Genomic DNA, 22,090 nt, shown 5'->3' on the forward strand with positions numbered 1-22,090 from the left:
GAGCGATCCGATCGCCGTGCCGCAGCTGGTCCGCTCCGAGCGCGTGGTCGAGGTGGTCGCCGGCGTGATCCGCGACGCCCGCGGCCGGATCCTGCTGACCCGCCGCACCGAAGGCCGCGACCTGGCCGGGCTGTGGGAATTCCCCGGCGGCAAGCGCGAGCTCGGCGAATCGCCCGAGGCTGCCCTGCGGCGCGAGCTGCATGAAGAGCTCGGCATCGACTGCGAGGTCGGCGCGGCCCTGATCGACGTGCCGCAGGCCTACCCGGACAAGCGTCTGCGCCTGGATGTGCGCGAACTCAAGCACTGGCGCGGCAGCGTGCGCGGCCGCGAGGGCCAGGCGCTGGCCTGGGTGCCGCCGGACAAACTCGCGCGCTATGCGATGCCGCCCGCCGACCGCCCCGTGGTCGCGGCCCTGCTGCAGCCCGACCGTTATCTGGTGACGCCCGAGCCCGGTGCCGACGACGCGGCCTGGCTGTCCGCATTGGAGCGGGCCCTGGCCGCCGGCCTGCGTCGGATCCAGCTGCGCGCGCCCGCGACCGCGCCCGAGCGCTGGCGTGCGCTGGCGACCGCCGCGGTGGCGCGTTGCCGGGAGGCGCGCGCGGACGTATTGATCAACGGCGACGCCGAACTCGCCGCGAGCCTGGGCGTCGGCCTGCACCTGCGCGCCGCACAACTGCGGTTATGGACGCAGCGGCCGCTGGCGCAGGGTCTGTCCATGGCGGCGTCCTGCCACGACGCCGACGAATTGCATGCAGCGCAGGCGCTGGGCTGCGATTTCGCCGTGGTCGGCGCGGTCCGGGCCACGCCCAGTCACCCCGGTGTGGCCGGGATCGGCTGGGACGGTTTCGCCGCGCTGCGCGAGGCGGTGTCGCTGCCGATCTACGCCATCGGCGGCCTTGCCGCGGACGATGTGGCCGAGGCGCGCTCGCATGGCGCCCAGGGCGTGGCGGCGATTCGCGGTTTCTGGCCGGCTGCGCCCGCCGCCTGAGAGCGGGTCTCCGTCTGTGGGAGCGGCGTAAGCCGCGATTCGACTGCCTGCGCCGCTACCGTCTGGGCGCGATCGCGGCTTACGCCGCTCCCACAGGGAGCAGGAGGCCTAAGCCGCGGCCAGCGCCCGGTAGCGCCGATCCAGCGCCGCGATCTGACGCTCCAGCGCATCCAGCGGCCCATCGTTGACGATCACGTCGTCGGCGATCGCCAACCGCTCCGCACGCGTGGCCTGGGCCGCGATCATGCGTTCGGCCAGCTCGGCCTCGACCCGGTCGCGCGCCATCACCCGCGCGCGCTGGACCTCGACCGGCACGTCGACCAATAAGATGCGTTGCAGCCAGGGATAGGCCTCGCGGCCGCCGCCCTCGGTCAGCAGCGGGATCGCCGCGATCGCGTAAGCGCCGGGCGCGGCCTCGCACTGCGCGCGCAGCAGCGCGCGCACGCGCGGGTGGACGATGGCTTCCAGGCGGCGGCGCGCGTCGGGATCGGCGAACACCCGCCGCCGCATCGCCGCGCGGTCCAGGCCACCCTCGGGGGCCAACACTTCGTTGCCGAACGCGCTCACGACCTCGGCCAAGCCGTCCGAACCGGCCTCGACGGCCGCGCGTGCGGCCACGTCGGCATCGGCCACGATCACGCCCAGCGCCTCGAAACGGCGCGTCACTTCGCTCTTGCCCGAGGCCACGCCGCCGGTCACCCCGACGCAGAACGCGGCCATGGCGGTCAGCGCAGCCCGGCGTAGCGCATGTATGCGCCGACCAGTTGCTCGCCCCAGAAGAACACGATCCAGCCCGCGACCGCGAGGTAAGGACCGAACGGGATCGGGGTGGCCTTGTCGCGTCCGCGTGCGGTCAGCCAGATCGAGCCGATGATGGCGCCGACCAGCGACGACAGCAGGATGGTCGGCAGGACGCCCTTGAGCCCGACCCAGGCGCCGATCGCGGCCAGCAGCTTGAAGTCGCCGTGGCCCATGCCTTCCTTGCCGGTGAGCTGTTTGAACACCCACCACACCGACCACAGGCTCAGATAGCCGGCCATCGCGCCGAGCAGGGCCGGCTTGGTCGGGAAATACAGATTGTCGGAACTGGCGACCAGGCCCAACCACATCAACGGCAACGTCAGCTGATCGGGCAGCAGCTTGGTGCGGAAATCGATGCCCGACATCGCGATCAGGAAAGTGCTGAACACGATCGCGCCGAAGCCCTGCCAGCCGAAGCCGAAGCGCCAGACGCAGGCCAGCGTCACCAGCATGGTCAGCGCCTCGACCAGCGGGTACTGCGGCGAGATCGGCGCCTTGCAATTGCGGCAGCGCCCGCGCAGGAACAGGTAGCTGAAGACCGGGATGTTCTCGTACCAGCTCAGCTGATGCTTGCAGTGCGGGCAATGCGAGCGCTCGACCACGATGCCGGGCGGCGGCGGGTCGTAGATCTCCGGCAGTTCCAGGATCTCGCGCGCGTCGCGGTTCCACTGCCATTCCAGCCGCTTGGGCAGGCGCAGGATGACCACGTTGAGAAAACTACCGACCAACAGCCCGAAACCGGCCGCGAGCGGAAACCCGAGGCCGGGGTTCTGATCCAGGAATGCCATGCGAGAAGGATAACCCCAGGTCGGTCAGATCGTCGCGGCGAGCTTGAAGATCGGCAGGTACATGCCGATGACCATGCTGCCCACGATCACGCCCAGCACCATCATGATCAGCGGTTCGAGCAGGCTGGACAGCGCGTCGACCGCGTTGTTGACCTCTTCCTCGTAGAACTCCGCGACCTTGAACAGCATGGTGTCGAGCGCGCCGGCCTCTTCGCCGATCGCGGTCATCTGGATCACCATGTGCGGGAACAGGTTGACCTGCTTCATCGACATGTTGAGCTGGTAGCCCACGGAGACGTCGTCGCGGACGCGGCGCACGGCCGTTTCGTAGACCACGTTGCCGGTAGCGCCGGCGACGGTGTCCAGGGCCTCCACCAGCGGCACGCCGGCCTTGAAGGTCACCGCCAGGGTGCGGGCGAAGCGCGCGATCGCCGAGTTGTGCAGGATCTGCCCGACCACCGGGATCTTCAGCATCATGCGGTCGAGGAAGTGCGCGAACGCGGGCGAGCGGTTCTTGGCCATGATGAAGCCCACGCCGATGCCTATCACCAGCAGCAGCACCGCCCACCAGTACGCGATCATGAAATCGCTGGCGCCGATGATCATCAGGGTGAACGCCGGCAGTTCGGCGCCGAAGCTCTCGAAGGTCTTCTGGAACTGCGGCACCACGAAGATCAGCAGGATCGCGCTGACCAGGATCGCCACCGCCACGACCGTGGCCGGGTAGAACAGCGCCTTCTTGATCTTGCCCTTCAGGCTTTCGATGTTTTCCTTGTAGCTGGCGACGGTGTCGAGCACCGTTTCCAGCACACCCGCCGATTCGCCGGCCTTGACCAGGTTGCGGTAGAGCTCGTCGAACTGGACCGGGTGCTTGCTCAGCGCCTCGTGCATCGAGGAGCCGCTTTCCAGGTCGGCGCGGACCGTATTGATCAGCGCCTTCATCTTCGGATTCTTCTGGCCGCCGGCCATGATCTCCAGCGAGGTCACGATCGGCACGCCGGATTTCATCATGGTGGCGATCTGGCGGCTGAAGATGGCGATGTCGCGCGGCGTGATGCGCTTGCCGGCGCTGCCGAACAAGGGCTTGCCCTTGGGCTTGACCGTGCCGGGCGTGATGCCCTGGCGGCGCAGCTCGGCGCGCAGCATGTTGGCGTTCTTCGCCGACTGTTCGCCTTTCATGACGATGCCGCGCTTGTCCTTGCCTTCCCAGACAAAGGTTTCGAGCGGATTGGGGCGGCGGACGGGGGTCTGCTGCTTGGTCGCGGTGCGGGTCGCGGACATGGTTTAGTCCTTGGTAACGCGGTTGATTTCGGAGAGGCTGGTGACGCCGTTCCTGACCTTCATTAACGCCGATTGGCGCAGGTCGCGGACGCCGGATTTCAATGCGGCGGCGGCGATCTGCATCGCGTTGCCGCCTTCGAGCACGATCGCCTGGATCTGTTCGGTCATGGGCATGACCTGGTAGATGCCGGTACGGCCCTTATAGCCCTCGGTGCAGTCCGGACAGCCGGCGGGCTCGTAGATCTTGAGGCCGCCGACGATCTCGTCGTGGCTGAAGCCCTCGGCCAGCAGCGCGTGCTCGGGCAGGTGGACCTCGCGTTTGCAGTCGTGCAGGCGCCGGGCCAGGCGCTGAGCGATGACCAGGGTCACCGACGAGGTGATGTTGTACGGTGCCACGCCCATGTTCATCAGGCGCGCGATGGTCTGCGGGGCGTCGTTGGTGTGCAGGGTCGACAGCACCATGTGGCCGGTCTGGGCGGCCTTGATCGCGATTTCGGCGGTCTCAAGGTCGCGGATTTCGCCGACCATGATCACGTCCGGATCCTGGCGCAGGAAGCTGCGCAGCGCGGCGGCGAAGGTCATGCCGCGCTTCACGTTCATCTGCACCTGGTTGATGCCCGGTACGCGGATTTCGACCGGATCCTCGACGGTGGAGATGTTGCGCATGTCGTCGTTGAGGATATTGAGCGCGGTGTACAGCGACACCGTCTTGCCCGAGCCGGTCGGGCCGGTCACCAGGACCATGCCGTAAGGCTTGACCACGGCGCCGACGAACAGTTCTTTCTGATCTTCCTCGTAGCCGAGCTTGTCCACGCCCAGGCGCGCAGCGCTGCCGTCGAGGATACGCAGCACGATCTTCTCGCCGAACAGGGTCGGCAGGGTGCTGACGCGGAAGTCGATCTGCTTGGTCTTGGACAGGTTGAGCTTGATGCGGCCGTCCTGCGGCACGCGCTTTTCGGCGATGTCCAGCTGCGCCATCACCTTCAGGCGCGCGGCGATGCGCGGGCTGAGCTTGATCGGTACCTTGGCGACCTGCTTGAGGATGCCGTCGATACGCAGGCGCACCCGGTATTCGGTTTCGTAGGGCTCGAAGTGGATGTCCGAGGCGCCGCGGCGGATCGCGTCGACCAGCACCTTGTTGACGAACTTCACCACCGGGGTGTCGTCGCCCTTGGCGTCGACGCCGCTGTCGCCGGCGGCGGTCAGGTCGTCGTCGCCGCTGCCGACGTCGAGCGTCTCCAGCCCTTCCTCGTTGACGCCGTCGCCGAGCGCATCGGCCGATTCCAACCACTGGTCCAGGCTGCGACGGATGGTGTCCTCGTCGACCAGGATGGCCTCGACCACGAGGTTGGTCTGGAACTTGACCTCGTCCAGGGCACGGGTGTTGGTCGGATCGGCCAGGCCCACGAACAGCTTGTTGCCGCGCTTGAACAGCGGCAGCACGGCATGCTTGCGGACCAGTTCCTCGCTGACCAGCTTGATCGCCGATTGCGAGGAGTCGAGCGTGGAGGCATCGAACAGCGGCACGCCGAACTCGATCGAGTTGGCGGCGGCGAGCTGGCCGGCCGAAACCAGGCGCTTGTCGGACAGGTAGGTCGCGATCGGCTTGCGTTCGCTGCTGGCGGCGGCCATGGCTTCGCGGGCCGCGGACTCTTCCAGAGCGCCGTCCAGCACCAGACGCCGGGCAATGCCGGTGATCCCCACCAAATTGGCGGTAGCGACGCTAGACATCGCAGTCCTCGGTTTTTCCCCAGACCGACTTTACCCCAAACCTCGCTCAAGGCGAACGGACCGCCGTCGCTTTTCCGGACTAGGCGGGTTCTGGCTGGATCAGGGATCAGGGTATTCTGGGCTGAGAAGGGAGGAGTGTATGCGCGTATCAGTGATCTTGCCGGCAAAAAATGAATCCGAGGGGCTGGGGCGCGTGTTACCCCTCCTGCGCTCGGTTTTGCCCGAAGCCGAGATAGTCGTAGTCGATGACGGCTCCACCGACGATACCGCGGAGGTGGCCGCAGCGGCCGGCGCGCGGGTATTGTCATCCCCCTATTCGATGGGAAATGGGGCTGCGATCAAGCGGGGGGCTCGGGCTGCAAACGGGGAATTGTTGGTGTTCATGGACGCGGACGGTCAGCACAACCCCGCCGACATCCCCCTACTATTGGCGAGGATCGAGGCCGGTTTCGACATGGTAGTAGGTGCGCGCGGGGCCAGCGGCCAGGCCAGTACTGGCCGGGGGCTGGCCAATGCCTTCTACAACCGGTTGGCGACCTGGATGACCGGTCATCGAGTGCTCGACCTGACATCTGGTTTTCGGGTGGTCCGCGCCGACCGCTTTCGCGAGTTCCTGCACCTGCTGCCTAACGGATTCAGCTATCCGACGACCAGCACGATGGCCTTTTTCCGCAGCGCCTATCCAGTTGCGTTCGTGTCGGTGGACGTGGTCAAGCGCATCGGAAACGGTAGCCATATTCGGCCTTTGCGCGATGGCGTTCGTTTTCTTTTGATCATTTTCAAGATTGCTACCTTGTATTCTCCGCTAAAGCTGTTCGCTCCAGCAGGGTTGCTTTTCTTCCTGGTCGGTCTCGGATACTACGGGTTCACATACAGCACCATGGGGCGCTTTACGAACATGAGCTTGCTGCTGCTCAGTGCGTCGGTGATCATCTTCCTGATCGGCCTGGTCTCCGAGCAGATCACGGCGCTGACCTATACTCGGCCGGATCGGCCGTGATGTCGTGCAGATCGCCGGCGATTTCGTCCTATGCCGGCAGGCCGGGTCGTGGAGACCGTTCGGCGCAGTCCTGGCGCATGCGCAGCGGGTCACCGATGCCATCTTGGTCGAGCGAATTCAACTCGTGTTGGATCGACCGACCTGGCCGGCATGCTGCAATTTGATTCGGATGGCTGCCATGGCATCTAGCACTGCCCGGCCTGACATGACAATTCTTAGCGCGAAGGCTGCCAAGCCGTGAGCGCGGAAGCGGTTCTGCTCATCACCACTTCCTATCCACAGACCGATGACGGTAGCGAGGCTGCCGGCGCATTCGTGGCGGATCTCGCGGCCGAGCTTGCGAGACGGCGACCAGTGCGGGTTGTCGCTCCTGGACGAACCGAGGCCGTGCTTGCCGCTCGAGAAGGGGTGGAGGTACGGACGTTCGCCGCACCAGGTCGGCCGCTGTCGTTGCTCTCACCCGGCAATCCCGGGCATTGGCTGTCGATAGCCTCCACTTTAGCGTCGCTGCGCAGGCAGAGCCTGAGAGCTGCGGAGGATGGGCAGTTGCGCCATAGTCTGGCGTTTTGGGCTTTGCCTTCAGGGTGGGCTGCTCGGAGCGTACAGCGAAAGCACGCAGTCCCCTATTCGGTCTGGGCGTTGGGCAGCGATATCTGGTCGTTGGGGCGGCTGCCTATCGTGCGCGGAGTTCTGGGGGGCGTGATTCGGGGCGCCACGCATCGCTATGCGGACGGTGTGGGGTTGGCGCGCGAGGCCGAACGTGTCGCAGGAACAGCTGTGGAATTCTTGCCGAGCTCCCGAATCCGTAGTGGTCGGCGGATTCGGCCGCTTAACGACGCGCCGCCGTACAGATTGATGTTTCTAGGCCGATGGCACGAGAACAAAGGGGTGGATTTACTGCTCCAGGCGCTAGGTATGCTCGATGAAGAGACCTGGTCACGGATCGGAGCTGTGCACATCGCCGGCGGTGGTCCACTCGAGGAGAGAGTACGCACTGGATGTGAATGTCTCGTCGCCCAGGGCAGGCCGGTACGATTGAGCGGTTTCTTAGGGCGCATCGAGGCCGAGCATATGTTGGCTGAAGCGGACTACCTGCTATTGCCTTCGCGGGTAGAGAGCATCCCCTTGGTGTTCTCGGATGCTCTGAAGTTCGGTTTGCCTATCATCGCCAATCCGGTAGGTGATCTCCCAGATTTATTGACGCCTGCTGAAGGTTTCATCGCTGAAGCAGCGACCGCCGAAGCGTTCGCGCGTTCCATCAGCATAGCCATGCATGCATCGGCATCCAGCTACGCGCCAGCAATCACCGAGCTGGCTCGTACGTTCTCGCTACCTGACGTGGCCGCACGCCTGGAAACGACGTTTCGGAGTCCCGATGCAACCTGATAGACAAGGAACTGATGCGAAACCTATGGGGACACGTTTAGCGCCAACATGGAGCGCGCGTGTGGCTCTGCTGGCGTTGACCTTATCTGCGATCGGCTTCTTACTGCATTCGACACGCGAAGTGTTCCTGAGTCAGGGATTCCGGCCCGTTGGCATTCACCCGGGTTGGGCGGCCGTTTCAGTGTTACTGGCGGTCCTACACCTCGTGCCGCTGGCATGGCTTTTCGCGCGGTGCGTCACGCCGTCGCACCAATGGAAGGGCCGACTGGTGTTCATGGCCTCGCAAGCGGCGAAGTACGTACCCGGAAAGATCTGGGGCGTAACGCAGCAACGCTTGATGCTGGGCGGTTCGACCTCATGGAAGGACGTGTTGTGGGTGAACCTGTTCCTGATGGCGATCATCTCGTCGGCGCAATGTGCGTCCGCAGCCGCAGCTCTGGTGATCCTGCGGCAAGGGGCGTTCGCCGCTGCCGCCGCTGTCGGCGTGCTGAGCCTGATGCTCTGGCTGGCATTGCTCGCCAGCGGCCGCGTGATAGCGATTTTCTCGCCAAGATTTCTCCTCCTCGGCAACTGGCTAAAACGGCATGCGGGAGCCAGCACGGTTGCGTTTCTTGCGACCACCGTGTTCGCCAATGCGGCATGGTGGTCCTTTTATCAGGGCAGTTTGGGTCAGCCGCGCGATGCGGCCTTGGGTTTGGTCGCCGTTTCCGGTATTTCGGTGGTCGCCGGATTCGCTTCGGTCTTGCCCGGCGGGCTGGGGGTGCGCGAAGCTGTTTTCGTTTGGCTGGCAGATTTTCAGGCTCTGGCGCCTGATGGGCAGCTACTGGCGTTAACGTTGTGGTCGCGTATTTGGTTGATCGCGGTGGATATCGCCTCTGTGACCTTCGCGACCGCCGGATTGGCTCTCATGAAGAGGCAGAGGAAGCGGCATGGCTGAAACCTTGAGCATGGTCTGGTTCGTGCTCGCCGAGCGAGTGCTGAGATGGATGCCGCATCCTCGTTGGCGCGCCGCGGCCTTGCGTCTGCTCGGGGCGAGCATTGGCGCGAACGTTCGTGTGCACGAGTGTCGGTTCATGAACTACGAGCTCGGTTTTAGGCATCTGGTCGTGGAGCGGGATGTTTTCATCGGCGTCGATTGTTTGCTGGACCTGGCCGGTCCATTGCGAATAGGTGAAAAGTCCACGCTCTCTGCGCGGTCGATCGTGTTAACCCATTCTGATGTCGGCGCGTCGCATGATGCGCCGCTGATCTCGCGTTACCCGCCCACTCGCGTTGGAGTCACCATCGGGGCCGGTTGTTGGATCGGAGCTGGCGCCACACTGTTGGACGGCATTCGCATGCCGGACCGATCGGTTGTCGGTGCGGGAGCCGTGGTGGTCGACAGTCCGGAGTCTGCGGGCTTGTTGCTGGGCGTGCCGGCGCAATGGAGAAATGGGGCCGAGTGAACACGCGTACAGTCGATTAAGCGGCCGGTTCGAGCGCGCGACCTACGGTGGCGATTACTCGGTCCACATCGGCATCGGTCAGCTTTGGGGAGAGCGGCAAACTAACCGTCTCTCGACCTATGCGAGTCGCGTTCGGGTAGTGCTCCGGGTGCCAGCCCAATCGTTGCTGGTAATAGGGATGCTCCGGCAGCGAAAGGTAGTGCACGCCGGTGCCGACGCCGAGCTGGTTCATTCGATCCAGGAATGTATCGCGATTGATGCCGGCGCGGGTTCCATTCACCATAACGGTATAGAGATGATAAGCATGGCGCATGTCAGCGTTCGCGGACGCCGGTAGGCCCAGCGCGGTAGGGTCTAGTTCGAGGTCGTAGCGTTGCCAGATTTCACGACGTCGGCGCCAAGCGCTTTCCACGCGAGCCAGTTGGTGCAACCCGATCGCCGCCTGCAGGTCCATCATGTTGTACTTGAATCCGCATTCCACGACCTGATAGTGCCGATAACCTTTGTCGCTGAAGCGATGCCAAGCGTCCTTGTTCATGCCGTGGAGCGCCAGCGTACGGGCGCGGGCAATCTTCGCCGCGTCTTGGCCGATCACCATGCCGCCTTCGCCGGTCACGACGTTCTTGGTGACGTAAAAGCTAAAACAGCCGAAATCGCCGAAAGTTCCAGCCTTGCGCCCGCGGAACTCCGTTTCGATCGCGTGCGCGCAGTCCTCGATGACGACCAGATCATGTTTGCGCGCGATAGCCATGATCCGATCCATTTCGCAGGGGCGTCCAGCGAAATGCACAGGCAGGATGGCGCGGGTCCGCGGCGTGATAGCCGCCTCAATGGCCTCGGGATCGATGTTTTGGGTAAGCGGATCGACATCGGCCAGTACCGGCACCAACCCCGCATGCAGGATGGCATTCACGGTCGCGCAGAAGGTGAGGGGTGTGGTGATGACTTCGCTACCCGGCTCCAGGTCTGCAGCGACCATGCTTACGTGCAGCGCTGCCGTACAGGAGTTCACGCCGGCTACTTGGCTCGGCGTCAGGCCTTGGTAGACGGCGAAATCGGCTTCGAATCGCGCCACTCGCGGCCCGGTTCCCAGCCAACCAGAACGCAGGCAGGCTTCGACCTCGGCGATTTCCTCTTCCTGAATGTCCGGGGCAGCGAAGACTAAGAAGGGGGTTCGGGCGTCGACCGGGCTCATGGGAGTGTGCCGTCTGCTGATAAGGGTGCGACTTCAGCTGCTGCACGCGACGCATCAATCGCAGCCCGAGCGGTCGACAATACGACCTGTCCACCCTTGTCGCGGGCATCGATACGCTTCGCGAGCTGCTCCAGCAGGCGCTCGGCTTCCGCGCTACGTCCATTGCGTGCAAGCGCCTGTACTAGGAGACCTCCGATCTCCGGTGCCGATTGCGGTTGCCATGCGAGCCGGGCTTGGCTGAGAGCCTGTGGCCAGTTTTCGGAGCGGGCGTAGACCAGCGCGGCGGCATAGCGGAGTTGCCACTTCGGCAGAATGTCGTCGCGCTGCGCGGTCGCGGCGTCGGCGATCGCGACGATGGCGCCGGCGATACGTTCATCGTCCAACCCATGGCAGCGCCCCTCTTTACTGACTTGGACCAGCAGGCCCACTGCCTGGATCTCGCCTACCGTCATTTTCCGACGCGCGTCCGCGATTGCCGCATTCAGCCATTCCGGGTCGGTTTCGCTACCACTCAAACAGCTGATCGAAACCATATCCAGGTGGGCCAACAGGCGCGTACGGGGCTCCGAGTCGGCCGCCAGCGGCGCCAGTAGGCGCATCGCCGTTTCGTACTGGCCGCGATTGATCTCATCCACCACCTTGGCTTGGACGGCGCGTACCGAATTCGGCTGATTCGCGATGGCTTGGTCGACGATGGCGTCTTTGCTGCGCCACACCAGAACCTGTTGCCAGGTGATCGCGCTTAGACCTAGGGCGGCTAGTCCTACAGCGACGCCAAGCGCAGCGCGAAAGCTTCGGCGTGGGTCGGCGAAGCCGGGGAGCATTGCCAACAAACCGGCCAGCATGAGCAACAGGCCTATCGAGGGCAGATAGTTGCGATGTTCGTAGTAGAGCTCCAGCGGCAATACGCTGGACTCGATAGCATGAGCGACCAGGAAGAAGAACCAACCAGCGAACACGCTGGGCGCTCGGCGACGTAGCCGGATCGCGACGACGCTTATAGCCGCAAGCGTCAGGATCGAGAAGAACGTCGTCAACGGGGCGAACAATCCCGTCGAAGTCGCGAAACCATCCGTGTAAACGCCCATTTGCGGACCGCGCGGAAATATCAGCATGCCGAGATACGCGACCAGCGCCCGACTTTGCGACAGCAACCGCTCGTACATATTGAAGTCGCGGATTTCGTAACCGACCAGCAACAGGTTGGGGCGCAGCAAGATCGTCAAGACTCCGAGCATCGCCGGTAACAGTAGGCCTAGCCCGTAGAATGTGCCGAGCAACCGGCGTTGCGCGGACTCTCTCGAGAAATAGGCCAGTTCCAGCACCAGGCACAGGGCGGGTGCGACGGCAGCGTTCTCCTTGCTCAACAGTCCCAGTACGACCAGCGCCGGAAATGCCCCGAACAGCCAGAACAGAGCCTGACGACGTTGATCGTTGGCTAGTTTATTGCGACCGTGCACATAGACCAGCAACGAGGCCAGTACAAACAATGTGCTCAGTTGCGCCATGCGTTGGATGACGTACAGCACCGTGCTCACGTGCAGCGGATGCAACAGCCACAATGCGGTGGCCGCCGCCGCCATAGCTGCGGCGCGCGGGGCCAGGCTCGAATCTTTCGCCATCATGCGTCGTAGCAACGCATACGCGAGCAGGCCGCAGGCTAGGTGAACCAGCAAGTTGCCCAGTTTGAAGTAATAAGGGTTTGCGCCCCCGATCATTGCGCTGAGAAGGAACGAGGCCATCGATACGGAGCGGCCGAGCAGGCCGGAACCGTTTCCGAACACTACCGACTGCCAGCCGACATCGCCCGTCAGCCAAGGGCCGAGCGGAGCGAGATTGATGGCGTCGTCGAACAGGAAGGGGCCCGACAGCCCGATCCCGTACAGCAGGAACGAGGCGGCCAAGGCCGCATAGAGAAACAGCCTTGGTAGCACTTTTGATTCCTAGTTGAGGTCGACCGTTGACCGGATTATCTGCCGCTGTATCGGGCTTCGAGGCCCGATCGCGGTGCTTCCGGTCATAAGCCTCGGCATTCGGCCGGCACCAGAACCATATTCGTCCCGTTGGGCACCGTGCAAGTCCAATCCAGACCGCCCAGTCGCGACGTCGGTCTCAGGGTGAACACTACCGTACCGGTGCCGGTCGCTGTTGTGGCCGTGATCACGCCGCCGTTGCCTACAACGATGCTGGCGCAATGATCGGAACCGGTGAATTCGAATCCAGTGTTGGTCGCAGACACAAGGGAAAGCGAGCCGCGATCCTGGGCGGTTTCGGAGACTGACAGCTTGGCACCGGCTGAGATGCTGAGGCATTCGCTGTTCTTGGTGCGCGCGGTGTAGTCGAGATACAGCGGCAGCGCAATCGCGGTCAGGATGCCGATGATCGCGATGATGATCATCAGTTCGATCAGGGTGAAACCACGTTGGCTGGTCATAACAGTTTCCCGGCGATAGTAGGCGATGCGCCTGCGTGGGCATCGGATCGGGTCCCGGGGGAAAGACCATATGGCTCGGCTCTCAGCACTGGGCTGGTGGCCTCAAGAGAAACCCCGGCGCATTCGCCGGGGTTTCTCGGGTGTCGCACTAGCGATACAGCAACCACGAACTACGCTAAGCGATTAGCGGCACTCGGCCGGAATCTGCGCGTCGTTGGCCTGGCCGGAAGCGGTGCAACGCCATTCGATGCGGCCGCTGCCCGCCGGCATCGTCGGGGTCAGCTGGAATTGCACAATCGGGCCGCCCGTGGTGTTACGGGTGGTGGCGGTGATGACGCCGGTGCCAGCGGTGATGGCGATGGTGTCGCAGTAGTCGCTCTGGGTGAAGGCGAAGCCGGTGTTGGTGGCGGTGATCGCGGCCAGCGAGCCACGGTCCTGCGCAGTTTCGGCCACAGCCAGCTTGGCGCCGGCAGAGACGTTCAGGCACTCGGCGTTCTTGGTGCGGATGGTGTAGTTCTGGTACGCCGGCAGAGCAATGGCGATCAGGATGCCGAGGATCGCGATCACGATCATCAGTTCGATGAGGGTGAAGCCTTGCTGGTTCTTCTTCATTGGTGTTTCCCCTAGGAGTGGTGAACTTCACGTACCTGCAGGCCCGACTACTCGGTCCTTTGGCAGCCGTGCATGCCGCACGTGCACGTAAGAATACGCATAACCCATGCCAACAGCGGCCATCGCAGGTCTTTGGATCGAAACTGACAAGACGATCACGCAAGACGTGGGGTGTCGGTCGTGATGGGGTGACGCATTTGGTCATCCTGCGCGATTGGCTATGACGCTAAGCGTCACATTGTGGGCGTGCGGTCGCTTAATGCGAGGCCGAATCGAGCAAGTGGATGGCTGTTTCCGCTGCGTTGGTCGGGCATGTGCCAAGCGCGGCCAGCTGCGGCCGGAAATGCGAAGCGGGCCTAAAAGCCCGCTTCATATCTGCATGAAAATGGCTTTACGCCGTAGCGGCCCGCTCAGTCGATCCCGAGCTTCTTGAGCTTGTAGCGCAGCGCGCGGAAGGTGATGCCCAGCGCCGCGGCGGTGCGGGTCTTGTTGTAGCGGTTTTCCTGCAAAGCCTGCTGGATCGCGGCGCGTTCGATTTCCTCGATGTACGAGGGCAGGGCGCTGGTCGAGGTGTCGCGCGGGTTGAGCGTGCGCGGGTCGGCGCCCGCGGGCGTCGCGGCCGCAGCCGCGCCGGCGACCGGTGCGGGGGCCTGGGTCGACAGGCGCGGCAGGCGCAGATCGCTGGCGTTGAGCAGTTCGCCTTCGGCCAGGGCCAGGGCGCGTTCGAGGATGTTTTCCAGCTCGCGCACGTTGCCCGGGAAGGCGTAGGCGCGCAGCGCTTCGAGGGCGTCGTCGCCCAGGCGCGGGATCGGGCGGCCCTGGGCGTTGGCGAGGCGCTCGAGCACCTTGCTGGCCAGGCCGGGCAGGTCGTCCAGGCGCTCGCGCAGCGGCGGCACGCGCAGCTCGATCACGTTGATGCGGTAGTACAGGTCCTGGCGGAAGCGGCCGTCGGCGACCAGTGCAGCCAGGTCTTTGTGGGTGGCCGAGAGGATGCGCACGTCGACCACGACTTCGGCCTGGGCGCCGACCGGGCGGATCGACTTCTCCTGGATCGCGCGCAGCAGCTTGACCTGCATCGGCAGCGGCAGCTCGGCGACTTCGTCCAGGAACAGGGTGCCGCCGTCGGCGGCCTGGAACAGGCCGGGCTTGTCGGCGTGGGCGCCGGTGAAGCTGCCCTTCTTGTGGCCGAAGAACTCGCTTTCCATCAGCTCGGCCGGGATCGCGCCGCAGTTGACCGGCACGAACGGGCCGCTGGCGCGGCCGCCCTCGGCGTGGATGGTGCGGGCGACCAGCTCCTTGCCCACGCCGGACTCGCCGGCGATGTAGACGGGGGCCTGGCTGCGCGCGACCTTGCCGATGGTCTGGCGCAGTTTCGCCATCGCCGGCGACTCGCCGTACAGGCGCGAGGCCACGGTCTCGGCGGTGCTGCGGCGGCCCTCGTTCAGTTCCAGGGCGTGCCGGACCAGGTCGCGCAGCACGGTCAGCTCGACCGGCTTGGCGACGAAATCGAAGGCGCCGGCCTTGAGCGCCTCGACCGCGGCTTCGACGTTGCCGAAGGCGGTGATCATGGCGACGGGGGTGTCCGGATGCTTGTGGCTGATCTCGGCGATCAACTCCAGGCCCGAGCCGTCGGGCAGGCGCATGTCGGTCAGGCACAGATCGTAGCGATTGCGGGACAGCTGGCTGCGCGCCTCCGAAACGCTGGAGGCGGTGTCGCAACGCAGGCCCATGCGGCCCAAGGTCATGACCAGCAACTCGCGAATATCGCGCTCGTCGTCGATCACCAGTGCACTACGAGTTTCAGCCATTGCGTCCTCCGCCCGACACGATAGCTTAAGGGTGCGTCACGGCCAAGCCGGAAGCGTGCTCCAGATCACGCCGGGAGCATGGCATTGGTGCCTGAGAGGTGGATCCGGAAGCAGCCGCCGCCGCCGGGCATGGGTACGTAGTCGAGCGAGGCCTGGTTCGCCCGGCACAGTTCCCGGGCGATATACAGCCCCAATCCGGTGCCATGGCTGGAGGTGGTGAAGAACGGCCGGAACAGCCGCGCGGCCACCGATTCGGGGATGCCGGGGCCGCGGTCGAGCACGTCGATCACCGGCACCGCGTTCGCGTCCAGGTACGCATGCACGGTCACCCGCGCCGGTTCGCCGGGCATGCGGCCGTAGGTCAGGGCGTTGTGCACCAGCACGGTCAGGGCCTGGTGCAGCTGGCGCGGGTCGACCAGGGCCGCGATCCGCGGCTGGGTCGAGGTCGCGCGCAGGCTGTCGAGTTCGATCGGGTGGCTGCTGTTGTATTCGTCGACGAACTGGCGGTTGAAACCGACCAGTTCCACATGCTCGGGCTTGGCCGGTTCGCGCCGGGCCATGCCGAGCACGTTCTCGACGATGCCGTTCATGCGCGTGCCCTGCTGGCGCACGATCTCGAGCAGGCGGCGGTCGGCCACCGCGATGTCGCGCGACTCCTCCAGCAGTTGCACGGCATAGCTGATCGCCGCCAGCGGGTTGCGGATTTCGTGGGCCAGGCTGGCCGAGAACCGGCCCAGCGCGGCCAGGGTGATCGATTCGGCGCGGCGCGAGACCAGCGAGGTGTCGTCGAGGAAGATCAGGGTCTGGTCGCTGCCGGCGAGCAGGCGGGTGAAGCGCGGTACCACCTCGGGCTGGTCGGCCGCCATCTGCAGCGGGGTCTCGTCGGGGATGGCGTCGGCGCGCCAGCGGCCGAGCCGGCGCGCCAGCTCCGGGGACGCGATCGCCAGGTTGCGGTGACTGTGCTCGGAGTGCTCGCCGGGGTCGCCCAGCAGCAGCATCGCGGCCTCGTTGGCCAGGCGCAGGCGGCCTTCGCCGTCCACCAGCAGCACGCCGGTGCGCATGCGGCGGATGATCAGCTCGTTGATTTCGGCGTAATTGGCGGCTTCGGCGCCGCGGCGTTCGGCCAGGTCCGAGCTGGCGCGCATCTCGCGTCCGAGCAGGCTGGTCAGGGTGGCGATGGCCATGAAGCCCAGGGCGAACATCGCTGGCTCGCCGACCACGCGTTCGCTGCCGCCGGCGTACTCGCTGAGCGCGTATTCGCCCAGGATCAGGGCCACCGCGACCGCGGCCATGCCCAGCCCGTAGCGCATGCGCAGCAGCAGCGCCGCCGCGCCGACGTTGAACACCAGCATCAGGGCGATGCCGGTGCCGGCCGCGGGCAGGGCGTGCAGGGCCAGGATGCCGGCCGCCAGGTCGACGATGATGCCGATCAGGGCCTGGGTGTGGAGGTCGCCGCGGCGGCCGGACACGAACAGCAGCATCGCCGCCAGCATGTAGCCCAGGACCACGCCGCGGGCCAGCAGGGGCAGGGTCGGGGCGCGGATCAGGACCTGGGCCGGTCCGAACACCAGCAGCGCCAGCAGGGCGGCTTCCAGCAGCCGGTACAGGGTGAAGAAGTACAGCTCGCGGCGCAGCGCGTGGTCGGCATCGGTGGCGGCGACGGGGGCGAGACCTGACGGCAAGCGGCTGTCCCTGTTCGGACCTGGATGGCACCGAGTATGCGCGAAAGTGCACGGATCGCCCACGCGCCGGGGCCTCGCGCCGGCCAGCCGCGGGTCGCGCCGGGAGCGCTCCGGGGTCGGCGCGGCGGGCTTTGCCGGGTCTGGCCGGGCGGGCCGCGGCCGGAGCCGGTTTTGCTCGCCCAGCCGCGATGGGCGACAATGCGGCCCCCTCGCGCTGGCCCGTCCAACGGTCCGCTGTTCGCGCGGGACGTCTTTCACTCCCCTCGGTGACGCATGAATTTTCACGAATATCAGGCAAAGCAGCTGTTTGCCGACTACGGCATTGCAGTGCCGGCCGGGCGCGTCGCGCGCACGCCGGATGAGGCCGTTGCGGCCGCGAAGGCCATCCCCGGCGACCTTTGGGTGGTCAAGGCCCAGATCCACGCCGGCGGCCGCGGCAAGGCCGGCGGCGTCAAGCTGGCCAAGAGCTATGACGAAGTGAAGCAGTACGCCACCGCCATGCTCGGCACCAAGATGGAGACCTACCAGTCCGCCGGCGTCGCCCTGCCGATCGACACGGTGCTGATCTCCGAAGGCACCGACATCGCCAAGGAGCTGTACCTGTCGGTGTTGGTCGACCGCTCCACCAAGTCGATCACCTTCATCGCCTCCGCCGAAGGCGGCGTCGAGATCGAGAAGGTCGCGGCCGAGACGCCGGACCTGATCAAGACCCTGCACGTGAACTACATCCAGGGCCTGCAGCCCTACCAGTGCCGCGATCTGGGCTTCGACCTGGGCCTGAACGCCAAGCAGGTCGGCCAGCTGACCAAGATCATGCTGGGCCTGTACAAGCTGTTCAACGAGAAGGACCTGGCGCTGGTCGAACTGAACCCGCTGGCCATCCTCACCAACGGCGACCTCGCCGTGCTCGACGGCAAGATCAACAGCGACGACAACGCCACGTTCCGTCACAAGGACCTGGCCGCGATGCGCGACATCCGCCAGGAAGACGAGACCGAGGTGCTGGCCAGCCAGCACGACCTCAACTACGTCACCATGGACGGCAACATCGGCTGCATGGTCAACGGCGCCGGTCTGGCGATGGCGACCATGGACGTGATCGCGCTCAACGGCGGTTCGCCGGCCAACTTCCTCGACGTCGGCGGCGGCGCCACCAAGGAACGCGTGACCGAGGCGTTCAAGCTGATCCTCAGCTCGGACAAGGTCAAGGCGATCTTCGTCAACATCTTCGGCGGCATCGTCCGCTGCGACATGATCGCCGACGGCATCATCGCCGCGGTCAAGGAAGTCGACGTCAAGGTGCCGGTGATCGTGCGCCTGGAAGGCACCAACGTCGAAGCCGGCAAGGAACTGCTGAAGAATTCGGGTCTGGCCATTACCCCGGCGGACGACATCAACGACGGCGCGAAGAAGGCGGTTGCCGCCGTCGCCGGCAAGTAAGGGGCCAATGACATGTCCGTTTTGATCAACAAGAACACCAAGGTCATCGTCCAGGGCTTCACCGGTACCCAGGGCAGCTTCCACGCCGAGCAGATGCTCGATTACGGCACCAAGGTCGTCGGTGGCGTGACCCCGGGCAAGGGCGGCACCCAGCACCTGGGCCTGCCGGTCTTCAACACCGTGCGCGACGCGGTCGCCGAAACCGGCGCCGACGCGTCGGTGATCTACGTGCCGCCGCCGTTCGCGGCCGACGCGATCCTGGAAGCGGCCGAGGCCGGCATCAAGGTCATCGTCTGCATCACCGAAGGCATCCCGGTGCTGGACATGCTGCGGGTCAAGAACACCCTTGCCGGCTACCCGGACGCGGTCCTGATCGGTCCGAACTGCCCGGGCGTGATCACGCCGGGCGAGTGCAAGATCGGCATCATGCCGGGCCACATCCACCTGCCGGGCAAGATCGGCATCGTCTCGCGTTCGGGCACGCTCACGTACGAAGCCGTCAAGCAGACCACCGACGCCGGCCTCGGCCAGTCGACCTGCATCGGCATCGGCGGCGACCCGATCAACGGCACCAACTTCATCGACGCGCTGAAGCTGTTCCAGGAAGATCCGCAGACCGAGGGCATCATCATGGTCGGCGAAATCGGCGGTTCGGCCGAGGAAGAAGCGTCCGAGTACATCGCCAAGCACGTGACCAAGCCGGTGGTCGGCTTCATCGCCGGCGCCTCGGCTCCGGCCGGCAAGCGCATGGGCCACGCCGGCGCGATCGCGTCCGGTGGCCAGGGCACGGCCGCGGGCAAGTTCGCGGCGATGGAAAAGGCCGGCATCACCACGGTCAAGTCGCCGGGCGACCTGGGTGCGGCGATCGCGAAGCGTCTGGCGAAGTAAGCCGGGACGCTACGCTGTTGTGGAAAGGCCGCCTTCGGGCGGCCTTTTCGCTTTCTGGGGGTGTGTCGGCGGGCGGCCCTCACCCCAACCCCTCTCCCGCGAGCGGGAGAGGGGCTCAGGGCGCTGGGCTTGGTTTTAGCGCATCGTCTGCCGCGCGCGCGCGCCGCCTTCCCGAAATCCCACCCACCGCTGCGGCTTAGCCCCTCTCCCGCTCGCGGGAGAGGGGTTGGGGTGAGGGTCGGCTTCTAGCGCATCGTCTGCCGTACATGCGCGCCGGCTTCCCGAAGCCCCCACCTATCGCTGCAGCTTAGCCCCTCTCCCGCTCGCGGGAGAGGGGTTGGGGTGAGGGTTGGCTTCTAGCGCATCGTCTGCTGTACATGCGCGTCGCCTTCCCAAATTCCTACCCACCGCTGCGGCTTAGCCCCTCTCCCGTTCGCGGGAGAGGGGTTGGGGTGAGGGCGGCCCTTTCCGATACAACCCCAGCCCCCAAACCAAGAAGCTGTAACCCCAACCCACCCCAAAGAGAGCAAAGATGCGCCCAGCCCAGAAGCGCGACCGCGCACGCCGCCTGCGCCGGAGCATGACCGACGCCGAGCATCGCCTGTGGTTCCATCTGCGCAACCGGGCGCTGATGGGCTGCAAGTTCCGCCGCCAGCACCCGGTCGGCCCCTACGTCGCCGATTTCGCCTGCATCGAACGCAGCATGGTCGTCGAAGTCGATGGCGGCCAGCACGGATTCCGGCGCCGACCCGGGGCGGACCCGCTTCCTCGCCGCCTGCGGCTACCGTGTCCTCAGATTCTGGAACAATGACGTCCTGGCGCGGACCGATGCGGTGCTGGAGCAGATCCACGCCGCTTTGAGCCACGCCGCTTTGAGCCGCGCCGCCGTGAGCCCGCGCTGACCTTCCTGCCGACCGAGCCCCCATGTCCCAGATTCTCCGCATCGCCCTGGCCCAATTCGACTTTCCGGTCGGCGCCGTCGAGCGCAACGCCGAACGCATCGCGCAGATGATCGCGCAGGCGCGCGACGAGCATCGCGCCGACGTGGTGCTGTTCCCGGAACTGGCGATCAGCGGCTATCCGCCCGAAGACCTGCTGCTGCGCCCGAGCTTCCTGGCCGACTGCGAGGCCGCCTTGTTGCGCATCGCCGCCACCACCAACGGCATCACCGCCGTGATCGGCTGGCCGCAGGCGGCCGGTGCGGTGGTCTACAACGCCGCCAGCGTGCTGCGCGACGGACGCGTCCACGCCACCTACCGCAAGCGCGAGTTGCCCAACTACGCGGTGTTCGACGAGCGCCGGTACTTCGATGTCGACCCCGACGGCGAAAGCTGCGTATTCGAGGTCAAGGGCGTGCCGGTCGGGCTGGTGATCTGCGAGGACCTGTGGTTCCCCGAGCCGCTGGCCGCGACCGCCGCGGCCGGCGCCGAACTGGTGCTGGTGCCCAACGCTTCGCCGTTCGAGCGCGACAAGCACGCCCAGCGCGATGCCCTGATCGCCCAGCGCGTGCGCGAAAGCGGTTGCGCGCTGGCCTATCTCAACGTGGTCGGCGGCCAGGACGCGCTGGTGTTCGACGGCGCCTCGGTGCTCGCCGACGGCGGCGGGCGCGTGCACAACGCCGCGCGCGCGTTCGAGGACCATTGGCTGGTCGCCGACTACGACGCCGCCACGCGCGCGTTCGCGCCGGTGGCCTGGCCGGAAGAGGGCGACGACGGCCGCGATTCCCTGGCCTGGCGCGCGGTGGTGCGCGGCACCCGCGACTACTGCCGCAAGAACGGCTTCGACTCGGTCTGGCTGGGCCTGTCCGGCGGCATCGACTCCTCGCTGGTGCTGGCGATCGCGGTCGATGCGCTGGGCGCCGACAAGGTCACCGCGGTGCGCATGCCTTCGCGCTACACCGCCGGCCTGTCCAACGATCTCGCCGCCGAGCAGTGCCGGGCGCAGGGCGTACGCCTGATCGCGCTGCCGATCGAGAAGCCGTTCCAGGGCTATCTGGATGCCCTGGCCGAGGTATTCGCCGGCAAACCGGTCGATGTGACCGAGGAAAACCTGCAGTCGCGCACCCGCGGCGCGCTGCTGATGGCGCTGAGCAACAAGTTCGGCGGGCTGCTGCTGACCACCGGCAACAAGAGCGAGTACGCGGTCGGCTACGCCACCATCTACGGCGACATGTGCGGCGGATACGCGCCGATCAAGGATCTGTACAAGACCGAGATCTACGACCTGGCGCGCTGGCGCAACGCGGTCGCCGGCGAGCCGCTGATTCCGCCGGGCGTGATCGACCGTCCGCCCTCGGCCGAATTGCGCGACAACCAGAAGGATCAGGACTCGCTGCCGCCCTACGACGTGCTCGACGCGATCCTGCTGCGCCACGTCGACCAGGAGCAGTCGCGCGACGAGATCGTCGCCGCGGGTTTCGCCGCCGACACCGTCGACCGGGTGCTGCGTCTGGTGCGGATCAGCGAGTGGAAGCGGCACCAGGCCGCGCCCGGGCCCAAGGTCTCGCACCGCGCCTTCGGCCGCGAGCGCCGTTATCCGATCAGCAGCGGCTACCGCGGCTGAGACGCGGTCGGCGCAAACGCCTTAGCATTCCTGCTTTCCCCCCTGGCTC

The 22,090-nt window shown here is 65.8% G+C and carries 18 protein-coding genes and 1 pseudogene; 9 read left to right on the top strand and 10 right to left on the bottom strand.

The annotated features are described in order from the left end of the window. Nucleotides 1-16 precede the first annotated feature (16 nt). A complete protein-coding gene (locus ASD78_RS04955; protein ID WP_056099838.1) occupies nucleotides 17-988 on the top strand; it encodes a Nudix family hydrolase in 972 nt (323 codons plus the stop codon). A 108-nt stretch (nucleotides 989-1,096) separates the two neighbouring features. Here ASD78_RS04955 and coaE read toward each other — a convergent pair whose 3' ends face one another. The 4 genes from coaE to pilB are packed head-to-tail and all read right to left on the bottom strand — an operon-like array spanning nucleotide 1,097 to nucleotide 5,589. Then, nucleotides 1,097-1,708: a dephospho-CoA kinase gene (gene coaE, locus ASD78_RS04960; protein ID WP_056098763.1), complete on the bottom strand. Its 612-nt coding sequence runs from the start codon at nucleotides 1,706-1,708 to the stop codon at nucleotides 1,097-1,099. A gap of 5 nt (nucleotides 1,709-1,713) precedes the next feature. Beyond that, nucleotides 1,714-2,577: an A24 family peptidase gene (locus tag ASD78_RS04965; protein ID WP_055908578.1), complete on the bottom strand. Its 864-nt coding sequence runs from the start codon at nucleotides 2,575-2,577 to the stop codon at nucleotides 1,714-1,716. Between the two features lie 24 nt (nucleotides 2,578-2,601). After that, nucleotides 2,602-3,858: a type II secretion system F family protein gene (locus ASD78_RS04970; RefSeq protein ID WP_056098764.1), complete on the bottom strand. Its 1,257-nt coding sequence runs from the start codon at nucleotides 3,856-3,858 to the stop codon at nucleotides 2,602-2,604. A 3-nt stretch (nucleotides 3,859-3,861) separates the two neighbouring features. Further along, nucleotides 3,862-5,589, bottom strand: a complete 1,728-nt coding sequence (gene pilB / locus ASD78_RS04975) for a type IV-A pilus assembly ATPase PilB (protein WP_056098766.1) — start codon at nucleotides 5,587-5,589, stop codon at nucleotides 3,862-3,864. Between the two features lie 139 nt (nucleotides 5,590-5,728). Here pilB and ASD78_RS04980 point away from each other — a divergent pair, with 139 nt between their 5' ends. The 4 genes from ASD78_RS04980 (at nucleotide 5,729) to ASD78_RS04990 (ending at nucleotide 9,420) form a co-directional block, all read left to right on the top strand. Continuing rightward, the gene (locus ASD78_RS04980) at nucleotides 5,729-6,589 is read left to right on the top strand and encodes a glycosyltransferase family 2 protein (protein ID WP_056098769.1); all 861 of its coding nucleotides are present in this window, start codon (nucleotides 5,729-5,731) and stop codon (nucleotides 6,587-6,589) included. Between the two features lie 699 nt (nucleotides 6,590-7,288). Beyond that, on the top strand, nucleotides 7,289-7,975 hold the full coding sequence (locus ASD78_RS19825; RefSeq protein WP_343123533.1) for a glycosyltransferase: 687 nt from the start codon (nucleotides 7,289-7,291) through the stop codon (nucleotides 7,973-7,975). Nucleotides 7,976-8,036: 61 nt separating this feature from the next. Then, nucleotides 8,037-8,912, top strand: coding sequence for a hypothetical protein (locus ASD78_RS04985; protein ID WP_056098772.1), 876 nt, complete (start codon nucleotides 8,037-8,039; stop codon nucleotides 8,910-8,912). Further along, nucleotides 8,905-9,420, top strand: coding sequence for a DapH/DapD/GlmU-related protein (locus ASD78_RS04990; protein WP_056098773.1), 516 nt, complete (start codon nucleotides 8,905-8,907; stop codon nucleotides 9,418-9,420). Before ASD78_RS04985 ends, ASD78_RS04990 begins: the two co-directional genes overlap by 8 nt. A gap of 16 nt (nucleotides 9,421-9,436) precedes the next feature. On the opposite strand, the gene ASD78_RS04995 is transcribed toward ASD78_RS04990, so the two are convergent. From ASD78_RS04995 to ASD78_RS05020, 6 genes are all read right to left on the bottom strand, one after another. After that, nucleotides 9,437-10,615 (bottom strand): DegT/DnrJ/EryC1/StrS family aminotransferase, encoded by a 1,179-nt coding sequence (locus ASD78_RS04995; protein ID WP_056098775.1) that lies wholly within the window; start codon nucleotides 10,613-10,615, stop codon nucleotides 9,437-9,439. Continuing rightward, entirely contained in the window at nucleotides 10,612-12,549 is a 1,938-nt protein-coding gene (locus ASD78_RS05000) for a hypothetical protein (protein ID WP_056098777.1), read from the bottom strand. Before ASD78_RS05000 ends, ASD78_RS04995 begins: the two co-directional genes overlap by 4 nt. Before the next feature lie 83 nt (nucleotides 12,550-12,632). Then, a complete protein-coding gene (locus tag ASD78_RS05005; protein ID WP_056098779.1) occupies nucleotides 12,633-13,049 on the bottom strand; it encodes a pilin in 417 nt (138 codons plus the stop codon). Nucleotides 13,050-13,232: 183 nt separating this feature from the next. Beyond that, on the bottom strand, nucleotides 13,233-13,661 hold the full coding sequence (locus tag ASD78_RS05010) for a pilin (protein WP_056098781.1): 429 nt from the start codon (nucleotides 13,659-13,661) through the stop codon (nucleotides 13,233-13,235). Between the two features lie 410 nt (nucleotides 13,662-14,071). Next, nucleotides 14,072-15,469: a sigma-54 dependent transcriptional regulator gene (locus tag ASD78_RS05015; protein ID WP_056098784.1), complete on the bottom strand. Its 1,398-nt coding sequence runs from the start codon at nucleotides 15,467-15,469 to the stop codon at nucleotides 14,072-14,074. A 65-nt stretch (nucleotides 15,470-15,534) separates the two neighbouring features. Beyond that, nucleotides 15,535-17,151, bottom strand: coding sequence for an ATP-binding protein (locus ASD78_RS05020; protein WP_055903897.1), 1,617 nt, complete (start codon nucleotides 17,149-17,151; stop codon nucleotides 15,535-15,537). Between the two features lie 273 nt (nucleotides 17,152-17,424). Between ASD78_RS05020 and sucC the strand changes: the two genes are divergently transcribed. The 4 genes and pseudogenes from sucC (at nucleotide 17,425) to ASD78_RS05040 (ending at nucleotide 22,041) form a co-directional block, all read left to right on the top strand. Beyond that, nucleotides 17,425-18,591: an ADP-forming succinate--CoA ligase subunit beta gene (sucC, locus tag ASD78_RS05025; RefSeq protein WP_055903894.1), complete on the top strand. Its 1,167-nt coding sequence runs from the start codon at nucleotides 17,425-17,427 to the stop codon at nucleotides 18,589-18,591. Between the two features lie 12 nt (nucleotides 18,592-18,603). Further along, nucleotides 18,604-19,479, top strand: coding sequence for a succinate--CoA ligase subunit alpha (sucD, locus tag ASD78_RS05030; RefSeq protein WP_055903891.1), 876 nt, complete (start codon nucleotides 18,604-18,606; stop codon nucleotides 19,477-19,479). A 532-nt stretch (nucleotides 19,480-20,011) separates the two neighbouring features. Then, nucleotides 20,012-20,381 (top strand): annotated as a pseudogene (locus ASD78_RS05035) (endonuclease domain-containing protein). 22 nt (nucleotides 20,382-20,403) lie between these two features. Continuing rightward, on the top strand, nucleotides 20,404-22,041 hold the full coding sequence (locus tag ASD78_RS05040; RefSeq protein ID WP_055903885.1) for an NAD+ synthase: 1,638 nt from the start codon (nucleotides 20,404-20,406) through the stop codon (nucleotides 22,039-22,041). The last annotated feature ends 49 nt before the right edge of the window (nucleotides 22,042-22,090 follow it).

The sequence above is a fragment of the Lysobacter sp. Root667 genome (genome assembly GCF_001427715.1).
GTDB lineage: Bacteria > Pseudomonadota > Gammaproteobacteria > Xanthomonadales > Xanthomonadaceae > Lysobacter.

Coding starts and splice junctions, on each gene's coding strand:
- ASD78_RS05010 (WP_056098781.1), bottom strand. CDS start 13,661: ATGAAGAAGAACCAGCAAGGCTTCACCCTCATCGAACTGATGATCGTG.
- sucD (WP_055903891.1), top strand. CDS start 18,604: ATGTCCGTTTTGATCAACAAGAACACCAAGGTCATCGTCCAGGGCTTC.
- ASD78_RS04970 (WP_056098764.1), bottom strand. CDS start 3,858: ATGTCCGCGACCCGCACCGCGACCAAGCAGCAGACCCCCGTCCGCCGC.
- ASD78_RS05040 (WP_055903885.1), top strand. CDS start 20,404: ATGTCCCAGATTCTCCGCATCGCCCTGGCCCAATTCGACTTTCCGGTC.
- coaE (WP_056098763.1), bottom strand. CDS start 1,708: ATGGCCGCGTTCTGCGTCGGGGTGACCGGCGGCGTGGCCTCGGGCAAG.
- ASD78_RS04965 (WP_055908578.1), bottom strand. CDS start 2,577: ATGGCATTCCTGGATCAGAACCCCGGCCTCGGGTTTCCGCTCGCGGCC.
- ASD78_RS04990 (WP_056098773.1), top strand. CDS start 8,905: ATGGCTGAAACCTTGAGCATGGTCTGGTTCGTGCTCGCCGAGCGAGTG.
- sucC (WP_055903894.1), top strand. CDS start 17,425: ATGAATTTTCACGAATATCAGGCAAAGCAGCTGTTTGCCGACTACGGC.
- ASD78_RS05015 (WP_056098784.1), bottom strand. CDS start 15,469: ATGGCTGAAACTCGTAGTGCACTGGTGATCGACGACGAGCGCGATATT.
- pilB (WP_056098766.1), bottom strand. CDS start 5,589: ATGTCTAGCGTCGCTACCGCCAATTTGGTGGGGATCACCGGCATTGCC.
- ASD78_RS05005 (WP_056098779.1), bottom strand. CDS start 13,049: ATGACCAGCCAACGTGGTTTCACCCTGATCGAACTGATGATCATCATC.
- ASD78_RS04995 (WP_056098775.1), bottom strand. CDS start 10,615: ATGAGCCCGGTCGACGCCCGAACCCCCTTCTTAGTCTTCGCTGCCCCG.
- ASD78_RS04980 (WP_056098769.1), top strand. CDS start 5,729: ATGCGCGTATCAGTGATCTTGCCGGCAAAAAATGAATCCGAGGGGCTG.